The sequence below is a fragment of the Corallococcus llansteffanensis genome, from assembly GCF_003612055.1.
Taxonomy (GTDB): domain Bacteria; phylum Myxococcota; class Myxococcia; order Myxococcales; family Myxococcaceae; genus Corallococcus; species Corallococcus llansteffanensis.
Genome location: NZ_RAWB01000147.1, coordinates 1 through 18,383 on the forward strand (window position 1 = coordinate 1; position 18,383 = coordinate 18,383).

Annotated in this window: 18 protein-coding genes and 5 tRNA genes; 7 read left to right on the forward strand and 16 right to left on the reverse strand. The window is 70.4% G+C overall.

Annotation, left to right across the window (positions count from 1 at the left end):
* From D7V93_RS16010 to D7V93_RS16055, 10 genes are all read right to left on the reverse strand, one after another.
* Nucleotides 1-148, reverse strand: a 148-nt coding sequence (locus D7V93_RS16010) for a GTP-binding protein (protein ID WP_233582667.1), incomplete at its 3' end; no start/stop codon positions are given.
* 16 nt (nt 149-164) lie between these two features.
* Nucleotides 165-240, reverse strand: a tRNA-Thr gene (locus D7V93_RS16015).
* Nucleotides 241-261: 21 nt separating this feature from the next.
* Nucleotides 262-337: transfer RNA gene (locus D7V93_RS16020), tRNA-Gly, on the reverse strand.
* A gap of 9 nt (nt 338-346) precedes the next feature.
* Nucleotides 347-430, reverse strand: a tRNA-Tyr gene (locus D7V93_RS16025).
* A 93-nt stretch (nt 431-523) separates the two neighbouring features.
* Nucleotides 524-596 (reverse strand) — tRNA-Thr (locus tag D7V93_RS16030).
* A 127-nt stretch (nt 597-723) separates the two neighbouring features.
* The gene (gene rlmB / locus D7V93_RS16035) at nt 724-1,530 is read right to left on the reverse strand and encodes a 23S rRNA (guanosine(2251)-2'-O)-methyltransferase RlmB (protein WP_120644245.1); all 807 of its coding nucleotides are present in this window, start codon (nt 1,528-1,530) and stop codon (nt 724-726) included.
* A gap of 5 nt (nt 1,531-1,535) precedes the next feature.
* Nucleotides 1,536-1,982 (reverse strand): hypothetical protein, encoded by a 447-nt coding sequence (locus D7V93_RS16040; RefSeq protein WP_208723042.1) that lies wholly within the window; start codon nt 1,980-1,982, stop codon nt 1,536-1,538.
* A 66-nt stretch (nt 1,983-2,048) separates the two neighbouring features.
* Entirely contained in the window at nt 2,049-3,026 is a 978-nt protein-coding gene (locus D7V93_RS16045; RefSeq protein ID WP_120610608.1) for an ATP-grasp domain-containing protein, read from the reverse strand.
* 81 nt (nt 3,027-3,107) lie between these two features.
* Nucleotides 3,108-4,409 carry an adventurous gliding motility lipoprotein CglB gene (gene cglB, locus D7V93_RS16050; protein WP_120644247.1) on the reverse strand — a complete coding sequence of 434 codons (1,302 nt, stop codon included), beginning with the start codon at nt 4,407-4,409 and terminating at the stop codon, nt 3,108-3,110.
* A 221-nt stretch (nt 4,410-4,630) separates the two neighbouring features.
* Entirely contained in the window at nt 4,631-5,023 is a 393-nt protein-coding gene (locus D7V93_RS16055; protein WP_120610610.1) for a DsrE family protein, read from the reverse strand.
* 78 nt (nt 5,024-5,101) lie between these two features.
* Here D7V93_RS16055 and D7V93_RS16060 point away from each other — a divergent pair, with 78 nt between their 5' ends.
* The 4 genes from D7V93_RS16060 (at nt 5,102) to hrpB (ending at nt 10,354) form a co-directional block, all read left to right on the forward strand.
* Nucleotides 5,102-5,740: a HEAT repeat domain-containing protein gene (locus D7V93_RS16060; RefSeq protein WP_120644248.1), complete on the forward strand. Its 639-nt coding sequence runs from the start codon at nt 5,102-5,104 to the stop codon at nt 5,738-5,740.
* A gap of 75 nt (nt 5,741-5,815) precedes the next feature.
* Entirely contained in the window at nt 5,816-6,511 is a 696-nt protein-coding gene (locus D7V93_RS16065) for an HAD family hydrolase (RefSeq protein ID WP_120644249.1), read from the forward strand.
* A 39-nt stretch (nt 6,512-6,550) separates the two neighbouring features.
* Nucleotides 6,551-7,744 carry a hypothetical protein gene (locus D7V93_RS16070; protein ID WP_120644250.1) on the forward strand — a complete coding sequence of 398 codons (1,194 nt, stop codon included), beginning with the start codon at nt 6,551-6,553 and terminating at the stop codon, nt 7,742-7,744.
* 45 nt (nt 7,745-7,789) lie between these two features.
* Nucleotides 7,790-10,354 (forward strand): ATP-dependent helicase HrpB, encoded by a 2,565-nt coding sequence (hrpB, locus tag D7V93_RS16075; RefSeq protein ID WP_120644251.1) that lies wholly within the window; start codon nt 7,790-7,792, stop codon nt 10,352-10,354.
* Nucleotides 10,355-10,359: 5 nt separating this feature from the next.
* Here hrpB and D7V93_RS16080 read toward each other — a convergent pair whose 3' ends face one another.
* Nucleotides 10,360-10,839, reverse strand: a complete 480-nt coding sequence (locus D7V93_RS16080; RefSeq protein ID WP_120644252.1) for a GNAT family N-acetyltransferase — start codon at nt 10,837-10,839, stop codon at nt 10,360-10,362.
* A gap of 295 nt (nt 10,840-11,134) precedes the next feature.
* Between D7V93_RS16080 and D7V93_RS16085 the strand changes: the two genes are divergently transcribed.
* Both D7V93_RS16085 and D7V93_RS16090 read left to right on the forward strand, forming a co-directional pair.
* On the forward strand, nt 11,135-12,184 hold the full coding sequence (locus tag D7V93_RS16085) for a hypothetical protein (RefSeq protein ID WP_120644253.1): 1,050 nt from the start codon (nt 11,135-11,137) through the stop codon (nt 12,182-12,184).
* Nucleotides 12,185-12,331: 147 nt separating this feature from the next.
* Nucleotides 12,332-13,171 carry a hypothetical protein gene (locus tag D7V93_RS16090; RefSeq protein ID WP_120644254.1) on the forward strand — a complete coding sequence of 280 codons (840 nt, stop codon included), beginning with the start codon at nt 12,332-12,334 and terminating at the stop codon, nt 13,169-13,171.
* Between the two features lie 103 nt (nt 13,172-13,274).
* On the opposite strand, the gene fdxA is transcribed toward D7V93_RS16090, so the two are convergent.
* The 4 genes from fdxA to D7V93_RS16110 form a co-directional block, all read right to left on the reverse strand.
* Nucleotides 13,275-13,616, reverse strand: coding sequence for a ferredoxin FdxA (gene fdxA, locus D7V93_RS16095; protein ID WP_120644255.1), 342 nt, complete (start codon nt 13,614-13,616; stop codon nt 13,275-13,277).
* A 108-nt stretch (nt 13,617-13,724) separates the two neighbouring features.
* Nucleotides 13,725-14,813: an aspartate-semialdehyde dehydrogenase gene (gene asd, locus D7V93_RS16100; RefSeq protein ID WP_120644256.1), complete on the reverse strand. Its 1,089-nt coding sequence runs from the start codon at nt 14,811-14,813 to the stop codon at nt 13,725-13,727.
* Nucleotides 14,814-14,879: 66 nt separating this feature from the next.
* A complete protein-coding gene (locus D7V93_RS16105) occupies nt 14,880-15,197 on the reverse strand; it encodes a rhodanese-like domain-containing protein (RefSeq protein WP_443651930.1) in 318 nt (105 codons plus the stop codon).
* A 165-nt stretch (nt 15,198-15,362) separates the two neighbouring features.
* A complete protein-coding gene (locus D7V93_RS16110) occupies nt 15,363-16,514 on the reverse strand; it encodes an acyl-CoA dehydrogenase family protein (protein WP_120644258.1) in 1,152 nt (383 codons plus the stop codon).
* A gap of 145 nt (nt 16,515-16,659) precedes the next feature.
* Here D7V93_RS16110 and D7V93_RS16115 point away from each other — a divergent pair.
* Nucleotides 16,660-16,731, forward strand: a tRNA-Cys gene (locus D7V93_RS16115).
* Nucleotides 16,732-16,814: 83 nt separating this feature from the next.
* On the opposite strand, the gene D7V93_RS16120 is transcribed toward D7V93_RS16115, so the two are convergent.
* A partial coding sequence (locus tag D7V93_RS16120) for a right-handed parallel beta-helix repeat-containing protein (RefSeq protein ID WP_341870932.1) occupies nt 16,815-18,383 on the reverse strand: 1,569 nt, incomplete at its 5' end.

Here is an 18,383-nt window from a genome sequence, read left to right on the forward strand (position 1 = left end):
TCTGGTCGTACGCCATGAACGTGGCGCCGCCGGACTTCGCGAGCACCTTCGTGATGGCCGCCGTCAGCGACGTCTTGCCGTGGTCCACGTGCCCAATCGTTCCGATGTTCACGTGGGGCAGGCTGCGATCGAACTTTTCCTTGGACATGACACTCCTCGAAAAATGGAGCCCTGAACCAGGATTGAACTGGTGACCTCGTCCTTACCAAGGACGCGCTCTGCCAACTGAGCTATCAGGGCTTGGCGATGCACTACAACGGTTGGAGCGGGAAATGGGATTCGAACCCACGACATTCAGCTTGGAAGGCTGACGCTCTACCAACTGAGCTATTCCCGCATTGCCGAGTGGAGGGAGATGGATTCGAACCATCGAAGGCGTAGAGCCGGCAGATTTACAGTCTGCTCCCTTTGGCCGCTTGGGTATCCCTCCAGATATTCACTTGTGGTGCTGCGGCCACTTCCTACACACAGACTGCCGAACTGCCTTCGCTTCCCGGGCCCAACACCGCGGCCCGTCCAACCTGGCCGGCGGCGGGATTTGAACCCGCGACCTACTGATTACAAATCAGTTGCTCTACCGACTGAGCTACACCGGCATCGCTCCAGCAACTGCCCCGCCCTACCTGATTCCCGGCGGACCGTCAACCTCCCGGCAGCAACTTGAGAGGCGCGACCTTTTAGAAGTCCCCACTCTCCAAGTCAAGGAGATTGATCCAGGGGTCGTCACCGGGCCGGACGGCCCCGCTGACGGGCGACCTCGTATAGCAGAATCGCGGCGGAAACCGACGCATTCAATGAACCGACCTGACCGGCCATGGGAATCCGGAGGCGGAAGTCGCAGTGCTTGAGGACGCCTTCCCTCACGCCTGCCCCCTCGGCCCCCACGACGAGCGCCAGCGGACCGTCCAGCCTGGCGGTCCACAGGGGCTCCGAGCCTTCGATGTCCGCGGCCGCGACCCAGAGCCCGGCTTCCTTCAGCTCCTCCAGGGCGCGGGAGATGTTGGTGACGCGGGCGATGGGGCAGTACTCGACGGCGCCCGCGGAGGCCTTGGCCACCGTGCCCGTCACCTGCACCGCCCGGTCCTTGGCGAGGACGACGCCGTGGGCCCCGAGCGCATGGGCCGAGCGGATGATGGCGCCCAGGTTGTGCGGATCCTGGATGCCGTCCAGCACGACGACCAGGGCCGGCTGCCCCTTGGCCTTCGCCGCGGCGAGCACGTCCTCCAGGTCGACGTACTGGAAGCCCCGGAGCTCGGCGACGACGCCCTGGTGCACGCCGCCCTCCGCCATCGTGTTCAGGCGCTCCCGGGCGACCTTCTCCACCCGGACCCCGGCGTCGCGCGCGCGGCTGAGCAGCTCGCCCGCGGCCTTGGCGCCCACCTGCCCGTCGACGATGAAGAGGCGCTCCACGGCGTCGGGATGCGCGCGCAGGGCTTCCAGCGCGGGGTTGACGCCATAGACGTAGCGCGGCGCTTCGGTGCCGCCGCGCTCGCGCTCGTTGCCGCCGGACTTGGGTGAACGCTCTCGCATGGGGGCTACTGGACCTCCACGGGCAGCGAGAAGGTCTTCTTCTGACGGGCGCAGATCTTCTCCGTGCAGATGAAGAAGGTCAGCGTCGCATCCAGCGTGCCCTTGCCGGCGGTCACCGCGGTGAAGGGCACCTCGAAGCGCGGATCCACGAACTGCTGGCCCTGGGCCTTCTTCGCCACCGACTGCTCGCGCGTCAGCGTCTTCTGCGCGGGCGTCAGCTGCTTGCCCGTGAGCTCCAGCTTCAGCGGGGCCTCGTCGGAGACGTGGGCGCCGGCCTTGGACTTGATGGCCAGGACGAAGGTGCCCTGCCCTCCCGCCTTCACCTGCGTCGACGTGCCCTCGGTGGTGACTTCATAGAGGGTGGCGGGGTCCACGTCCTGGGCCAGCACCGGAGCGCTGGCGAGGGACAGCAACAGGGTGGCCAGATGCGGGAAGCGGTGGGGGCTCGGCATGGTTCGTCTCCAGGAAGGCGGCGCTCGTATATCGGGGCTTCGGACGCGCGGGGAGCCCTTTCTCTTCTAACTCCGGGGCACGCCCACCTTCGCGACACCCTTGCGCGCTGCTGGCGGCGGAAGGAGCGCCTGGGGCGTCTCCAGCGCGGCGCTCCACACGGGCGCGGCTCCGGAGACCAGGGCCTCCGCGCGCAGGATGATGGGCGTGGCCAGGTCCATGCCCGTCGCGGCCTCCATCTCCAAGAGCGCGGGCGAGCTGTTGACCTCGAAGACCTTGGGCTGGCCCTGGACGTCCAGGAGGTCCACGGCGGCCACCTCCAGGCCCACCAGCCGGGCGACCTTCTCCGCGGTAGCGCGGTGGCTGGGAGACAGCGCCAGGGCCTCCAGCCGGGCGCCCCGGTTCAGGGTGTGCGAGAGCCGGCCGGGGCGCGGCTTGCGCAGCACCGCGGCGATGGCCTCGCCCCCCACCACCAGCACGCGCACGTCCTGCCCGGTGCTCCGCACGTACTCCTGCATCACCAAGTTGTGCCCGAGCCCCAGCACCGCCTCCAGCGCGGCTTCCAGCGACTGGAGGCTCTCGCACACCATCACGCCGTGCTTCTCCTGGCCCTGGAGGAGTTTCACCAGCACGGGCACCCCGCCCACGAGCCCCACCATCTCCTTGAGGTGGGCCGCGTCGCGGGCCATCACCGTGGCGGGGATGTCGATGCCGTGGGCGGACAGGAGCTGGAGCGCGCGCATCTTGTTGCGCGACTGCGCGATGGCCTGGGCATGGTTCACCAGGGGTACGCGCGCCAGGCCGAACTGGTTCACCACCGCGAGCCCGTAGGTGCTGATGGACAGGGCGATGCGCGGGATGACGACGTCGGTGGGCGTCAGCTTCTTGCGATCGTAGAGGAGGGTGGCGCGGCTGCCCCCGTCCAGATGCATCTGCACCCGGAGCGGGTTGAGCACGCGCACCCGGTGCCCTCTCGCACGACCTGCGTCGACGATCCGCCGCGTGGACGAAATGGAGGCGGAGCGCGAGAGGACAGTGATTTTCATGGCGGAGGCGACCGGGCCCAGCGAGGTCCCTATAACCCTCGCCACCTCCCGGGTAAAGCCGCCTCCGCCGGCTGCTTCCGCCTAGAGCTGGCGGATGGCGCGCACTTCGACGTTGACCGGAGCCTCCGGACGCGAGGCCTCCAGGCGTGCACAGGCGTTCCCCGTGAACGTCACGCCCGAGTCTCCCAACGTCCAGGTGTCCGGCCCCTCAAGCGTACGCTCGCCGTTGATGTAGACGACGATGAGCTGCTTGTCGGACGGCAGCTGGCTCGGGTCGAGCTTGATGAAGCAGGGGTCGACGGTCGCGAGCTGCTCGCTGATCTTCTTCAGCGCGCTCGCCAGCTCTTCCCGGTTGCCCGCCTGGTAGAAGGCGCGGCCACAGAGCTTGGTGTTCAGGTTGCAGCTGTCGCCCGCGCCGCAGTCCACATCCGCCTGGCACGTGCGCGCGAAGCCGCCCTCGTTCGCCATCTCGTTGAGGACGCTGGGCCCATCCCCCGCCGACGTCTCCGCGCCGAAGCCGATGACGATGGTGGAGATCCTGCGCGACTTCAGGTCCTTCACCGCCGCGACGGAGGCATTCTTGTCGAGGCAGCCGCGGCGATAGTACGGGCTCTGGCTCAGCTGGCACTGCGACTCGACGGTGCAGCGGCACTCCGTCTGGCTGCCGTTGTACTCGTTGCCCACGTTGCAGTTGGGCAGGCCGTCGGTCAGCAGGATGATGATCTGATCGCGTTCCTCGGGGTCACTCGTCAGGAGTGAGCCCGTGAACTGGAGGCTCCCGCTCGTCGGCGTGCCGCCCTTGGGTTGATTCGGCCCGCTGTTGGGGATCTTCTGCAGGATGGTGTTGAGGTCATTCGCGTGGGCCTGGAGCTGCTCGTCCGAATCCAGGCCGGTCGGGATGGCGACGCGAACGCTCTCGCCCGCCGAGGCAGCGGCGCAGGACTCGGCCACGGTCGGACTCGTGGACGTGTTGGGCGCGGGATACGTCGTCAGGCCAAAACGGACCAGCTTGCCGCTTTCCGCCAGGAACGGGCCCATGGCGCCCTGGAGCTCCGACCAGCGCGTGGGGCATACGGCGGTGTTGCAGGGAAGGTTCTCGCGGCAGATGTACGACTGGCCTGAGGAAGGATCCTTGCCGTAGCACACCTTCACGCCGTTCACTTCCAGCTCGGGGTTCACCGGCTGGGTCATGGAGCCGGAGGTGTCCACCAGCAGCATGACGTCCGGCTTGCTCCTGCGAGCGGCGATCACCGTCTCCTTCGTGGTCTGGGCGATCGCGAGCGGATCCACCGGCTCGAAGTCATACGTTTGACAGCCGGCCATCATGGCACCACCGATGATGCCGGCCAGCAGTGCGCTCAGGGGGGTCAACTTGGCGCGCATAGGCTTTGGGAATTCCTTCCAGGGGGGAACAACGAACTGCGTGCGCCGCAGCGTAACGCGTGAGCGCCCACCGAGGCTACAGCGACTCGCTGCCCTCCAGTCTCATTCAGGTGAAGCTGCCAAGTTGCACCGTCAGGCGATCCGTCTGGGCCGGGGCCCGTCCCAGCTCGGACACCTACACGCACCCGGAGGGCAGGTGGCCTTCGAGCCCGCCGTCCCGCTCAGAGGGTGAGGACGCGCGCGCCCTCCGTCAGCCTCCAGATGGAGGCGAGGCCCATGACCTCGTCCAGGGTGCCCTGGAGTTCCTGGGGTGACAGGCCGCAGATGCGCACCGTGGTGTCGCAGGCCACGAGCTTCGCGCCCAGGGCGCGGGCCTCCTCGAGCATCCGGGCCGGAGTGGGGACGTTGAGGCCTTCGGCCCGGGCGGCCTCCGTGCGCTCACGCTCGCTGTGCGCGAGGCCGAAGCCGCCCCGGACGAGCTGGCGCAGGGCCTCGAAGGCGAAGACGAAGTAGACGTCGTCGCCCATCGCGGCGGCGGTGATGCCCATGGAGCCGGCCTGGAAGGCGGGCTCATACGTGGCGTGCTGGAGGAAGAAGAAAACGCGTCCGGCCATGGTCTCGGACCTTAGCGGGATCGAGTCCGGGCCGGCAGCCGGCATATAATCAGGGCCTCACTCCACCGGGAGTCCCGCATGCCGAGCCTGCCATCCCGTCACCCCGGTGTTCGTCCCTCCCCGCTACGGTGGGTGGGCCTGCTCGGCCTCGCGGTGCTCGCTGGAGCGGGGCCCCTGTCCGAGGCGGCTCCGGCCCGGGTGAGGGTCAAGACGTCCGCCCCCGCGCCACTGGAAGCCTCCGCCCCCGCGCCCGGTCCGCTGCGGGAGGAGGCGCTGAAGTTGCTCGCCCAGCCGACGGTGGCGGGGGCGGCGTGGCGCAGGCTGGGGCCGGAGGTCGTGCCCGTGCTCGCGGCGCTCACGGAAGATCCGAGCGTTCCGGATGCGCAGCGGATGCGGGCCGTGGCGGCGCTGGCGCAGGTGGAATCCCCGGAAGCGGGACAGACGCTCCAAGCGCTGATGGAGGATCCGCGCAAGCCCGCGGACGTGCGCACGCGGGCCGCGGCGGCGCTGGGCCAGTGCCTGGGGTTCGAGGCAGTGAAGGCGCTGAGCGCCCAGTTGGAGGACCGGGACGTACGGATCCGCGAGGCCGTGGCGCAGGCGCTCGGTCGTCTGGGGGGCCAGCGGGTGCGGGAGACGTTGGAGGAACGGCTCCCCCTCGAGGACGTGCCGCAGGTTCGCGAGGCGCTTCAGCAGGGGCTCACGCTGGCCGAGCCCTGAACCTGGCGGGGATGGCTTCCCTGGCGGCTCGCTCGGGGCTCGCGTCGGACAGGGCCTTCCGTTAGATGGGAGGCCATGCGCCCCACCGTCCTCCTCTTCGACATCGATGGCACCCTCGTCACCACCGGTGGCGCGGGCCGTCGCTCCATGTCCCTGGCCTTCGAACGGCTGCACCAGCGCCGCGATGCGTGCGACAGCTTCAGCATGTCCGGCATGACGGACCGGGCCATCGTCCGCAAGGGGCTGTCCACCATCGGCGTGCCGGTCTCCGAGGACGCCATCAGCGCGGTCATCGACTCGTATATCGCCCACCTGGGCGAAGAGGTTCCCAAGGTCGATGAGCGCGAATACCGCCTGCACCCGGGCATGCGCGAGGCCGTGCTGGAAGCGCGCTCGCGGACGGGCTTCGCCGTGGGCCTGGGCACCGGCAACGTGCGCGCGGGCGCCCGGGTGAAGCTGGAGCGCGTGCGCATCCATGATCAGTTCGCCTTTGGCGGCTTCGGCTGTGACTTCGAGGACCGCGTGGCCCTCATCCGGCATGGCGCCCAGGCCGGCGCGGCGCAGTTGGGGCAGCCTCTGGAGGCGTGCCGCGTGGTGATCATCGGCGATACGCCCAAGGACGTGGCGGCCGCGAAGGGCATTGGCGCGGAGACGATTGGCGTCGGCACGGGCAACTTCACGCCCCAGGCGCTGCGCGACGCAGGCGCCGAATGGGCCTTCGCCGACTTCTCCGCCCCTGAAGCCATGGAGGCCCTGCTCGTCGGACGGTGAAGGTGTGCTATCTCCGCCGCCCCTCCGAGGAGTCCACGCATGTCGTCCACGCTCGAGTCCTATGAGCTGATCCGCTTCGCCGAGGCCTTCGAGGCCCGACTCGCCACGGCGGAGGAGATGGTCGTCGGCCGACCGGGGCTCGAGGCCGAGAAGCAGTGGCTTGCCTCCGCGCTGGAGCGGCTGCGCGAGGCCCGGGAGCCGGCGCCCGGATTGCTCGAACAGGTGAAGGACCTGCCCGAGCTGGACGAGGCCCGCGAGGAGTTCTCATTCGACCAGCAGGGCAAGTGGGTGGATGCGCTGGAGAAGCTGCATGCGGGCATCACCTTCACCGCCAGCAGCCGCGCCCCTGTCATCGAGGCCCTCTTCCCCCACCTCAAGTTCCCGCAGCTGCGCCGGGCCCCCGGCGAGCTCGTGAACGAGTACGCATCGTCCTACGAGCGGCGCCTCAAGAGCGCCTACGTCACGCGGATCTTCTCTCGCGACGACTTCGCGATGGTCCGTCCCGTCGTGGACCTGGTGGCCTCGACGTTCGCCGCGTGGAACGCGAGCCTGTCCCCTACCCCGCTGCCCCCGGATGAAGAGGCGGCACTGCGCGAGGCGCTGGTGTCACTGGGGCGGCGCCTGGACGTCGCGTTGCGACAGGGGCGGCTGCTCGCGGAGGCCGCGCTCGTTCCCGTGCCGGGCGTCTTCGAGGCCGCGGGCCTCACGCTCAAGCCCCGGAAGCGCGCGGGTCGGTCGCTCGCGCTCAGTGCCGAGGATGGCGCTCCGGAGCTCTTCGGGGACGAGGGCGACGCCGGGCAGGAGGACGCGTTCGAGGGTTCGGAGGACGAGGCGTCCGCGGATCCTGACGACGCGGTGGAGGCGGATCCGGGTGAAGACACCGCGGATGCGGAGGTCGCGGAGCAGGCGCCTCCCCTTCCTCCCTCGACTCGCAAGGGTCGACGGGGGGCTGCTGCATCGGCCCCCATGGGGACTGGCGAGGTAGCAGCCTCAGCTGGCGAGGGTGAAGAACTCTCCTCGGGACCTCCTGACTCCGTGGAGGCTCCGGAGACAGCGCCCGTCGCGGTGCGTCCCGTGCGGCGCGGCCGGCCTCCGAAGAACAGCGCCCCGGCTCCCGAGGCCGCGCAGGCGGACGCTTCTTCGGATCCGGATCCGCTCCCGGAGGGAGCGCCGGAGGCCGTCCGTCCCCGCCGACGCAAGAAGACCGACCCGTCCGAGACAGGGACGCCTTGAGACCCGCCGCGCGGTGAGTGCACCGCCGTGAAGAGGAACCCGGACATGGCGGACGTCGCCCTCCCTATCGATCCCCTCCTGCCCGACATCGTCTCCACGCTGCGAGGCGCGCGGTCGCTCGTGCTGGAGGCGCCCCCCGGCGCGGGCAAGACGACCCGCGTTCCTCGCGCGCTCCTGGAGGCCGGCCTGGGTCAGGGGCGGGAGATCGTCGTCCTCCAGCCGCGCCGGCTTCCTACGCGGCTCGCCGCCCAGCGTGTTTCCGAGGAGCTTGGCGAGCGCGTCGGCGAGACCGTGGGCTACCAGGTCCGCTTCGAGGACGTGCGCGGACCGAAGACCCGCATGTCCTTCGTCACCGAGGGCGTGCTCGGGCGCCGGCTGCTGACCGACCCCACCCTGCGCGACGTGGGCATCGTCGTGCTCGACGAGTTCCACGAGCGGCACCTGTCCGCGGACATCTCGCTCGCGCTGCTGCGCAGGCTCCAGGAGTCGGCCCGGCCCGACCTCAAGCTCGTCGTGATGTCCGCCACCCTGGAGGCGGAGCCCGTCCGCGCATACCTGGGCGGCGCGCCGTCCCTGCGCTCCGAGGGCCGCCGCTTCGACGTGAGCGTCGAATACCTCTCCGCCCCGGATGAGCGGCACCTGGATCAGCAGGTGCTCTCCGCGCTCAAGCGCCTGTTCACCCAGGGCGTCGACGGCGACGTGCTCGTGTTCCTTCCCGGCGCGGGGGAGATCCGCCGCGCCCGCGACACCTGCGCGGAGTTCGCCGAGCGCCACGACGCGGACGTGCTCCCGCTGCACGGTGACCTGTCCCCCGCCGAGCAGGACCGCGCCGTGCGCCGCAGCTCGCGCCGGAAGATCATCCTGTCCACCAACGTCGCGGAGACCTCCGTCACCATCGACGGCGTCGCGGTCGTCATCGACAGTGGCCTCGCGCGCGTGGCGTCCCACTCGCCGTGGTCCGGCCTGCCGCAGCTCAAGCTGGGCAAGGTGAGCCGGGCCTCCGCCATCCAGCGCGCGGGCCGCGCGGGCCGCACCCGTGCGGGCCACTGCGTGCGCCTCTACACGCAGCATGACTTCGATGGACGTCCGGATCAGGAAGCCCCGGAGATCCGTCGCACCGACCTGGCGGAGACCGTGCTGTCCCTGCGCGCCTCGGGCGTGAAGGACCTGGGCGCGTTCCCCTTCTTCGAGGCGCCTCCCGCGCCCGCGATGGAGGCCGCGGAGACGCTGCTGCGCCGGCTGGGCGCCGTGGACGCACAGGGCAAGGTGACCGACGTGGGCCAGCGGCTCCTGCGCTTCCCGGTCCACCCTCGCCAGGGACGCGTCATCGTCGAGGGCGAACGCCGGGGCGTGGGCGCCGATGCCGCGGTGCTGGCCGCCCTCATGGGCGAGCGGGACATCCGCCGCGAGGCCCGCGCCAACCTGGGCGGCGGGGGACGCGCGGCGGCCATCGTCAGCGGCCCCTCCGACCTGCTGGAGCTGCTGGAGCGCTTCCGCGAAGCCGGCCGCTCGGGGTTCTCCTCCGGGCGCATGCAGTCGCTCTCCCTGGACGCAGGCGCGGTGCAGGCCGTGGAGCGCGTGCAGAAGCAGCTGCGGCGCTCGGTGCGGGAACAGGGCTCGCGGCCCGGACGTCCCGAGGACGTGGAGCAGGCGCTGATGCTCAGCGTGCTCGCCGGCTACCCGGACCGCGTGGCCCGCAGACGACGGCCGCGCTCGCCGGAGCTGCTCATGTTCGGCGGCGGCACCACCAGCCTGTCCGAGTTCAGCGTCGTCCAGGACGCGGAGCTGATGGTCGCCGTGGACGCCGAGGAGCGCCCCGGTCGCGGCGCCGTCGTCCGGCTCGCCAGCGCGGTGGAGGCCGAGTGGCTGCTGGACCTCTACCCGGACGCGTTGGAAGAGGTGGACACGCTCCAGTGGAACCCGGAGTCGCGCCGCGTGGAGCGCCTCACCCGGTTGGCGTACGGCAACCTCATGCTGGAGGAGACGCGCACCCCCGCACCTCCGTCCGAAGCCGCCGCGCGCGTGCTGGCCGAGGCGGCGCTCGCCGCGGGTCCGGAGCGCTTCGCGGAGCCCGAGGCCCTGGAGCAGTGGCGCACCCGCGTGGCCCTGCTCGCCAAGGCCTTCCCGGAGGCGGGCTTTCCCGCCGTGGACGCCACCTTCCTGCGCGATGCGCTGGCGTCCCTGTGCGTGGGCGCGCGCAGCTTCTCCGACCTGGAGGGCGTGTCGCTGCTGGACGCGCTCTACACGCGGCTCACGTCGGATCAGCAGCGCCTGCTGGCGAACCATGCCCCCGAGCGCGTCACCCTGCCCGGCGGGCGCGGCGTGAAGGTGCACTACGAGCCCAACAAGCCGCCCTGGGTGGAGTCACGGCTGCAGGATTTCTTCGGGATGGCGCAGGGGCCCAGCGTGGGCGCGGGCCGCGTGCCGCTGGTGCTGCACCTGCTGGCCCCCAACATGCGCGCCGTCCAGGTGACCACGGACCTGGCGGGCTTCTGGGAGCGTCACTACCCGGCGATCCGCAAGGAGCTGTGCCGCAAGTACCCGCGGCATTCGTGGCCCGAGGATCCGCGCCACGCCGAACCGCCCGCGCCCCGTCCTCCGAGGCGCTGAAGGCACTACAGGCGCTTGTGCATCTCCAGGTGGTCGATGCCAGCCTCGTCGAAGACGGCGCCCACCGGCTGGTAGCCGTGCTTCTTGTAGAAGTCGAGCGCATAGAGCTGGGCGTGCAGCATGATGCCGTGGACGTTGCGGCGGCGCGCCTCGGCCTCCAGCGTCGTCAGCAGCAGCGAGCCCACGCGCGACTTGCGGTGCGCCTGGAGCACCGCCATGCGGCCGATCTGCCCCCACGTGCCCGTCTGTCCCGCGGGCGGCTCCGGCAGCTTCACCAGCCGACCGGTGCCGATGGCGTGACCGCCCTGGTACGCGAGCACGTGGTACGCGAGCGCATCCTCGGCGTCGCGCTCGATGCCCTCGGGGACGTGCTGTTCCTCGATGAACACCACCTCGCGGATGGCGAGGGCCTGCATGAGCTCCGCCTCGTCCTTGATCTGGGCGACGGTGACGGGTGCCGGGGTTGTCTCGGGAGGCGTCGGCATATCGCGGGCAAGGTACACAAAAGGCTGCGCCGCCAACAGGCGGAAAAACCACGCCCCCTGGAAGAAGGCGCCCGCAGGTGACTCGGCGGACTCCGTTTCGGCCACCACCCGCGCGGTCGCTCCGTCCCCTGCCCTCCGTCACCGGAGGCCGACGGTCACGGAGGCCCCACCGCCTGGGGTCATCCAGTTGCAATTACTCCCTGCGTCGGATGGCATCCCCGTGATTTCACATGGAGCACGGGTGGACGCGTTCGGGGAGGATTGCCCCGGGGAGGGCATGGTAGGGTCCGAGGCGATGCGTTCTCGCGCCCTCCTCGTCCTGTCCCTGAGCCTGTTGTCGTCGCCCGCTCTCGCCCAGAAGGAGCTCTTCTTCGGCACGGGCGAGCCGCCCGTGTTCCGCGAAGCGGACATGGACAAGCGGTTCCTCCGCTCCCGCGTGTACCAGGCCCTGAACCAGGGCACGTCCGACGCGAACTGCGCCCAGCTCGTGGGCGCGCTGCTCACCATCGTCGGCGAGTCCGCACCGTTCCTGCACAAGCGCGACGAGAACTTCTTCGTGGACCCGGTGCTGCTCCAGACCGTGAACACGCAACTGTCCACCCCGCGCTTCCCGGCGAGCATGTACCTGGTGTCGATGATGCGGCGGGTGCTCATCGACAAGAAGCTGCCGGCGGAGTGGCTGCAGACCGCGGTGGCGCTCGCGCCGTACTACCCGCCGCTCGACCTGAGCAAGCTGCGCTTCGCCGCGGACGGCGTGAACCCCGTGGACAGCTTCTTCTTCACGCTGCCCGCGATGCTCGAGCGCTACAACGTGGAGGTCCTGAAGGCCAACGCCACCGCCTCCAGCGTGGCGGACGCGAAGTTCCGCGACGACTACCTCGACAAGGAGGTGGGCTTCGCGGGCCTGGAGTTTGTCGACGCGAAGCTGGAGAAGCCCAAGAAGAAGGGCAAGAAGGGCGTGCCTCCCGAACCGCCCGCGCTCGTGGCGCGGCTGCTCTATTACATCCCGGATCCGAACGAGGTGGCGGGCGGACTCCATCTGGAGTTCGGCAAGCCGCGGGTGCGCCCCACGGTGAGCATCACGGCGCGGCTGAAGGATGCTCAGTACATGGACCTGACCCGGCTGCCGAAGGGCGCGCGGGTGCTGCTGCGCGGCCGCTTCTGGGAGTACCGCAAGGCGCTCAAGGAGCTGGAGGTGCGCGACGCGCTCCTGTTCCAGGACCGGGACTGGAGCCAGAACGCCTCGCTGGCGGATCCGAACGCCGTGGCGGCGTGCCCGCTCGCGTTCAACGACCTGACGGGCACCGCGCCCATCCAGCCGGGCGGCTTCGGCGGCAAGCGCTGAGCGGGCGTCCCGCGCTCCGCACGCCCATCCCGGCGGCGACACGCTCGGTGTCGCCGTCCGGGAGTTCCTCCCCTCCTGGAGAGGCCACCGGCCGCACTGGCATGGCCGCTGCTCAAGCCCGCGCATCCCTTTCGCGCGAGGCACCCCATGAAGGTCGAAGGCCAGGAAGCTCCATCCGGTCCCGAGAAGGTCCCCCCGGAGAAGGACGCGTTCCAGCAGGTCCTCCAGCAGACCTCCGGACGCGGTAGCGCCCCGGTGCGTCCCGGCTCCACCGCCCGACGCGGCATGCCCCCCGTGCCAGGTGGGCCTCCGAAGGCGGTGCCCTCCCGCCCCGGCGGACTCCTCCCCTCTTCCATCGGGCCCTCGACGCGCGCCTCGTCCAGCCCACCGCAGGTCCGGGCCTCGGGCGCCATCCTGTCCACCGCGCGCAGTGCGCTCGGAAGCCCGGAGACGCTCCGGCAGGCCCGGCAGGGCATGCACGTGGAGATGCAGCGGCTGGGCACCGTGCGCCAGGAGGCCCAGGCCGAGGGACACGAACAGGCGACCCACCGGGCCTCGGACCTGATTGCCCGCGAGTTGGAGCGCTCGCTTCGCTCCGAAGCCCGTCCCGCGCCAGTCCAGGCTCCGACTCCGTCCAGCACGCGCACGGACTCCCCTGCCGGGAGCGCTCCGCTCGCGTCCGTGACGGAAGGCCGTGGCGCGGCGGTCGGCGCCGGGCCGGCCAGCAGCACGCCGGTCGCACAGGTCGAATCGATGCTGGCACTCATCGAGAAGATCGAGGTGTTCGTGAAGTCACAGCGCCCGGCGCTGGGTCTGAGCCTGCGCGGGTCGCTGGAGGCCACCGTGGAGGTGGAGCGCACCGGGCCGCGCGAGGTGGCGCTGCGCATCCAGGGACGCCACGGGCCCGTTCCCACCGAGGACGTGGCGCGCCTGCGCGACGCGCTGGAGGCCCGGGGCCTGCGGCTCAGCGTCCTGAGGGCGGATTGAGCACCCGATGCGGCGCTGGCGGGAGGCACGAATGACGAAGGCCCTCACGCCATGGGGCGCAAGAGCCTTCCACCGCACGGGCGCACGCGAACGGCGCGGGGCCCTACTTCTTCCCGCCGGGGGCGAGGCTCAGCTCGTCGCGCTTGCCCTTCTTGTCCTTGTACGCCTCGGACTCGGGCAGGGCGGCCTTCTTCTCCGCGATGTTGGGCCACTCGGTGGAGTACTTCGTGTTGAGCGCCTTGTACTCAGACCAGTCGGCGGGCAGCTCGGTCTCCGGGAAGATGGCCTTGGTCGGGCAGACGGGCTCGCAGGCGCCGCAGTCGATGCACTCGTCCGGGTGGATCACCAGGAAGTTGGCGCCCTCGTAGAAGCAGTTGACCGGGCAGACCTCGACACAGTCGGTGTACTTGCACTTGATGCATGGCTCGGCGACGACGTAGGCCATTTAAATCTCCTCAGGGCGGATTTCCGCGCGTCCGTGGGCGCGCACAGTAGATGGTTGCGGCCAGGGTGGCACCCTGAATTTAAGGCACTCCCCGGGCCCTTTCCCCTGTCAGCCCAGCAAGCCCTGCGCTCGCAGCAACTCCGCGACGAGGATGGCGCCCTTCGCGGCCCCCATCTTCGTGTTGTGGGAGACGAGCACGTACTTGAAGCCGTTCTCCAGCACCCCGTCCTCGCGGATGCGGCCCACCGTGGTGGCCATGCCGCCGTGGGTGTCCCGGTCCAAGCGGGGCTGGGGGCGGAACGGGTCATCCAGCACTTCAATCCAGCGGGGGGGAGCGGACGGGAGGGCCTTCGCCACCTCGGCCCCCTGCCACTCGCGCATGGCCTGGGCGACCTCCGCCACGGTGGCCTTCTTCCCGAGCGACACGAAGACGGACTCGGTGTGGCCCTCCAGCACGGCCACCCGGGTGCAGGTGCAGGAGACGCGCACGTCATGCGGGGTGAGCGTCGCGCCCGCGGGGTTGAGCGCCCCGAGGATCTTCTTCGTCTCCACCTCGACCTTGTGCTCCTCCTTGGGGATGTAGGGCACGACGTTGTCGAGGATGTCCAGGCCGATGACGCCGGGCGAGCGGCCCGCGCCGGACATGGCCTGGAGGCTGGTCATCAGCACGGCCTTCACGCCGAAGCGCTCGGCCAGCGGGGCCAGCGTCACGGCGAGGCCGGTGGTGGTGCAGTTGGGGATGGGGACGATGAAGCCCTTCCACCCGCGCTGCCGGCGCTGCTCCTGGATGAGCGGCGCGTGGGCCGCGTTGACGGGGGGCAGCAGCAGCGGCACGTCCGCGTCGTAGCGGAAGGCGCTCGCGGCGGAGAACACCGGGATGTCGCGGGCGAGCCGTGGCTCCAGCTCCCGCGCCACGTCCGCCTCCACGGCGGAGAAGGCGAGGTCGTAGTCCTTCGCCTGCACCGCGTCCCCGCTGAGCACCGTCATGCCGGCGATGCCCGCGGGCAGCGGCTCCGGAACGAACCAGGCCAGCATGCCGTTGGAGGCGCGCAGGGCGTCCGCGTACGTTTTCCCCGCGGAGCGGGGCGAGGCGGCGAGCCCCGTCAGCTCGATGAACGGGTGGTCCTTCAGGGCCGCGATGAACTGCTGGCCCGCGAGTCCGGTGGCGCCAATGAGCACGGCGCGAAGCTTGGCCATCGTGGTTCTCCGGTGGGGGCGACAGGCCGCTCCTTACACCGTTTCACGACGCATCGCATCCACTGCTCAGCGGTGGGCATGGGCCTGGGGGCGCGCGTGGCGTTCGGTGGGATAGCCCCCCGTCACCCAGGCGTGGAGCCCCCCGGCGAGGCACACGGCGTTCCTCCCCCGGAGGCGCAGCACGCGGCAGACGCGGCGGATGTCGGCGCAGTCCTGGGTGGTGCCGCAGAGGACGATGAGCTCGTCGTCCGGCAGCATCCCCAGGTCGCGGGCGATCTCCGAGGCCGTCATGCGCAGCGCCCCGGGGATGTGGATCTCGAACCGCTCCCAGTCCATCGCGTCGCGGCAATCCAGGACGAGCACATCCTCATCCCCCAGACGCATGAACAGCTCATCGCAAATGATGGTGGGCTCCACCGGGGCCTCCCCGAGGCGACATGTTCCTTTGAACAAGAACCCGGGAGCTTTTTCCCCTCTTCCGCCACGCCTGCTCGCCTGCCCTCGGGGACCCCAACAGGGCCGCCGGGGCCCCGCTGGACGGCCCAGGCTTCAGAGCCCGAGCTGCTTGGCGATGATCTCGTTCATGACCTCGCTGGTGCCGCCGCCGATGGGGCCGAGCCGGGCATCGCGCCAGTGGCGCTGGATGTCGTACTCCATCATGTAGCCGGCGCCCCCGTGGAGCTGGAGGCACTCGTCGGCCACGCGGCAGCAGGTCTCGGTGGCCACCTTCTTGGCCATGGAGGTCTGCGCGACGGCGTACTCGCCCGCCACGTGCAGGCGCAGCGCGTGGTAGGTGAGCTGACGCGCGCACTCGCGGGCCGTGTAGAGCTCCGCGAGCTTGTGGCGGATCACCTGGAACTGCCCCAGGGTCTGCCCGAAGGCGCGGCGCTCCTTCACGTGCGCGAGCACCGTCTCCAGCATGTCGTCCATGGCGCCCACCGCGCCCAGCGCGAGCGACAGGCGCTCCCACTGGAAGTTGCCCATGATCTGCGAGAAGCCCTGCCCCTCCACCCCCAGCAGGTACTCCGCTGGCACGCGGCAGTCCTCGAAGAAGAGCTCCGCCGTGTCCGACGCGCGCCAGCCCACCTTCTGCAGCTTGCGCCCCACACCGAAGCCCGGCATGCCCCGCTCCACGACGAGCATGGACAGCCCCTTGTGGCCCCGCGAGGGGTCGGTCTTCACCGCCAGCACCACGAAGTCCGCGCGCACCCCGTTGGTGATGTACGTCTTGGAGCCGTTGACGATGTAGTGGTCGCCCTCGCGGCGGGCGGTGGTGCGCAGGCCCGCGACGTCCGAGCCCGCATCCGGTTCGGTGATGCCCAGGGCGCCAATCTTCTCCCCCCGGATGGCGGGGGCCAGCCAGCGCTGCTTCTGGGCCTCCGTGCCGAACAGGTGCAGGGGGCCCGTGGCGATGGTGAACTGCGCCCCCAGCCCGGCGGCCACCCCGCCGGAGCCACAGCGGCCCAGCTCCTCCAGGAGCACCGCCTCGTAGAGCTCGCCGGCGGCCGTGCCCCCGTGGGCCTCCGGGTACTTCAGGCCCAGGAAGCCCAGCTCGCCGAAGCGGCGGAAGAGCTCCCGGGGGAACTCCTCCTGCCCCTCCCACGCCCCGGCGAACGGGCGCAGCTCCTGATCCACCACCGCCCGGACGGTGCGGCGGAAGGCTTCGTGCTCCTCCTGGAATACCCCATGGCCCTGCAGCATCGTGTCGTCCCTTCCTGGTCCGGATTCACGGGCCTCTGTGACGCCCCGCGCCGCATGCTAGCGGGACGAGAACCGGGGCTGGACGGTGTTGCGTCCTTGACCGGGTCCTACGGGGCTGCGTATAAACCCGGCCCCAATCACTTTCGGCGCCATAGCCAAGTGGTAAGGCAAAGGTCTGCAAAACCTTCATTCCCCGGTTCGAATCCGGGTGGCGCCTCACAGACAAAAGGCCCGATGCGGAAGCAAGCTCCGCATCGGGCCTTCTGTTTTTTCCGAGGGGTGTAGGCCCTGGAAGCGGGCCTAGCAGCCCAGCTCCACCGCGCCAATGTCCGGGGCAGCGCCGCAGAAGGGCAGGCCCTCGTCCAGGCCCTTGTCCTGGGCGGACGGCGACGGGGCGAAGGTGTCCGACACCGCCGTGTCCCCTCCCGTGGAGGTCGTGTCCCCGATGGCCGCCTTGAAGGCGTCCAGGGCCACGAGTTGGCCGTTCTGCATGAACTGGGCTCCCGCCGGGTAGAGGTTGGAGCCCATCTGGAGGCTGGGGGCCTGGCCGCCCAGGTCCACGGCGATGGGTGCATCCACGATGTTGTTCGCCACGCGGAGGCCCTGGGTGGGGCCGCCGGTGCCGTGGCCGAGGATGATGGCCGTCTTGGCGCGGGTGATGGTGTTGTTGGCCACCACCGTGCCCTGCGAGTTCTCCAGCCGGATGCCGGTGCCCTCGCCGCCGCCCGCGTCGGTGATGTCGTGCACGCGGTTGCGCCGCACGACGATGCCCTGCGGCACCGGGCCCTCGTGGTTGCCGCCCACGGAGATGCCCTTGGAGGCGTCGTACAACTCGTTGTCCTCCACGACCACGTTGTTCGCGGAGTAGTGGATGACCAGCGCTTCGCCCGTGGCCGTGGCCGACTTCTGGAAGTGGTGCATACGGTTGTTGCGGATGGTGACGTCCTGGCACGTCTTGATGTCCACGGCGTTCTCGCGGTTGCCGAACAGGTGGTTGTTCTCCACCAGGAGGCCCTTGGCGGGCGGCAGGTTGCTGACGCCCTCGGGCCCCAGGCACTGCACGGAGTCACCGGAGTTGTCGTGGATGTCGTTGTTGCGCACCGTCACGTCGAAGGACCCGGACTGCACGACGATGCCGTGCGAGTCCTGGTTGCCGGTGGTCCGCACGAAGCCGTGGATGTTGTTGTTCTCGAGGGTGGGACCCCGGGCGTTGTTGAACGTCGTGACTCCCGCGCCCCCCGTGCCGTCGTGCAGCTCCGAGTTGGCGAGCAGCGTGCCCTGCACGTCGCCCTCGAAGGTGACGCCGAAGATGGGCTGCGCCTGCACGTCGAGGTCGAAGCCGTCGAGCACCCAGTTCGGCTGGCGCACCTGGACGAGCGCGCCCGAGCCGCTGCCCGGCGTGAGCTTCGGGCGGCCTTCGCCCTGGAGGGTGATCTTCGCTTCCGGCGTCCCGGGGCGCGTGTTCTCGCCCAGGACGACGCGCTCGGCGTAGGTGCCCGCGAGCACGCGGATGCGGTCGCCGGGACCGGCCTTGCCCACCGCCATCGCGATGGTGCGCAGCGGCGCGGCGGCGGAGCCCTCGGCCCCATCGTCACCGTTGGGCGACACCACCCACTCGTGGGTGGCCGTCATCGGCGCGGCGGCCGTCATCGGCTTGGCACTGACGGCGGGCTGGGGACCGGGCTCCGCGATGGGGGCGTGGTCCGCGTGCGCCGGCAGCTCCGCGGCGGGCGTGTTCGCCACCGGCTGCACGCCGATGGGAGGGGCCTGGCCCGGGGCGCTGGCGGGCTGCGCGCTGGTGGGACGGTTGCTGTTGGCCGCGGGCGTCTGGGGGGCGTTGCCCGAGGAAGGGCTTGCCGGGTCCGAGGA

Bases quoted from the DNA above. Each gene is read 5' to 3' on its own strand.
- rlmB (WP_120644245.1), bottom strand. From the start codon at position 1,530: ATGCGAGAGCGTTCACCCAAGTCCGGCGGCAACGAGCGCGAGCGCGGC.
- D7V93_RS16040 (WP_208723042.1), bottom strand. From the start codon at position 1,982: ATGCCGAGCCCCCACCGCTTCCCGCATCTGGCCACCCTGTTGCTGTCC.
- D7V93_RS16045 (WP_120610608.1), bottom strand. From the start codon at position 3,026: ATGAAAATCACTGTCCTCTCGCGCTCCGCCTCCATTTCGTCCACGCGG.
- cglB (WP_120644247.1), bottom strand. From the start codon at position 4,409: ATGCGCGCCAAGTTGACCCCCCTGAGCGCACTGCTGGCCGGCATCATC.
- D7V93_RS16055 (WP_120610610.1), bottom strand. From the start codon at position 5,023: ATGGCCGGACGCGTTTTCTTCTTCCTCCAGCACGCCACGTATGAGCCC.
- D7V93_RS16060 (WP_120644248.1), top strand. From the start codon at position 5,102: ATGCCGAGCCTGCCATCCCGTCACCCCGGTGTTCGTCCCTCCCCGCTA.
- D7V93_RS16065 (WP_120644249.1), top strand. From the start codon at position 5,816: ATGCGCCCCACCGTCCTCCTCTTCGACATCGATGGCACCCTCGTCACC.
- D7V93_RS16070 (WP_120644250.1), top strand. From the start codon at position 6,551: ATGTCGTCCACGCTCGAGTCCTATGAGCTGATCCGCTTCGCCGAGGCC.
- hrpB (WP_120644251.1), top strand. From the start codon at position 7,790: ATGGCGGACGTCGCCCTCCCTATCGATCCCCTCCTGCCCGACATCGTC.
- D7V93_RS16080 (WP_120644252.1), bottom strand. From the start codon at position 10,839: ATGCCGACGCCTCCCGAGACAACCCCGGCACCCGTCACCGTCGCCCAG.
- D7V93_RS16085 (WP_120644253.1), top strand. From the start codon at position 11,135: ATGCGTTCTCGCGCCCTCCTCGTCCTGTCCCTGAGCCTGTTGTCGTCG.
- D7V93_RS16090 (WP_120644254.1), top strand. From the start codon at position 12,332: ATGAAGGTCGAAGGCCAGGAAGCTCCATCCGGTCCCGAGAAGGTCCCC.
- fdxA (WP_120644255.1), bottom strand. From the start codon at position 13,616: ATGGCCTACGTCGTCGCCGAGCCATGCATCAAGTGCAAGTACACCGAC.
- asd (WP_120644256.1), bottom strand. From the start codon at position 14,813: ATGGCCAAGCTTCGCGCCGTGCTCATTGGCGCCACCGGACTCGCGGGC.
- D7V93_RS16105 (WP_443651930.1), bottom strand. From the start codon at position 15,197: ATGCGTCTGGGGGATGAGGATGTGCTCGTCCTGGATTGCCGCGACGCG.
- D7V93_RS16110 (WP_120644258.1), bottom strand. From the start codon at position 16,514: ATGCTGCAGGGCCATGGGGTATTCCAGGAGGAGCACGAAGCCTTCCGC.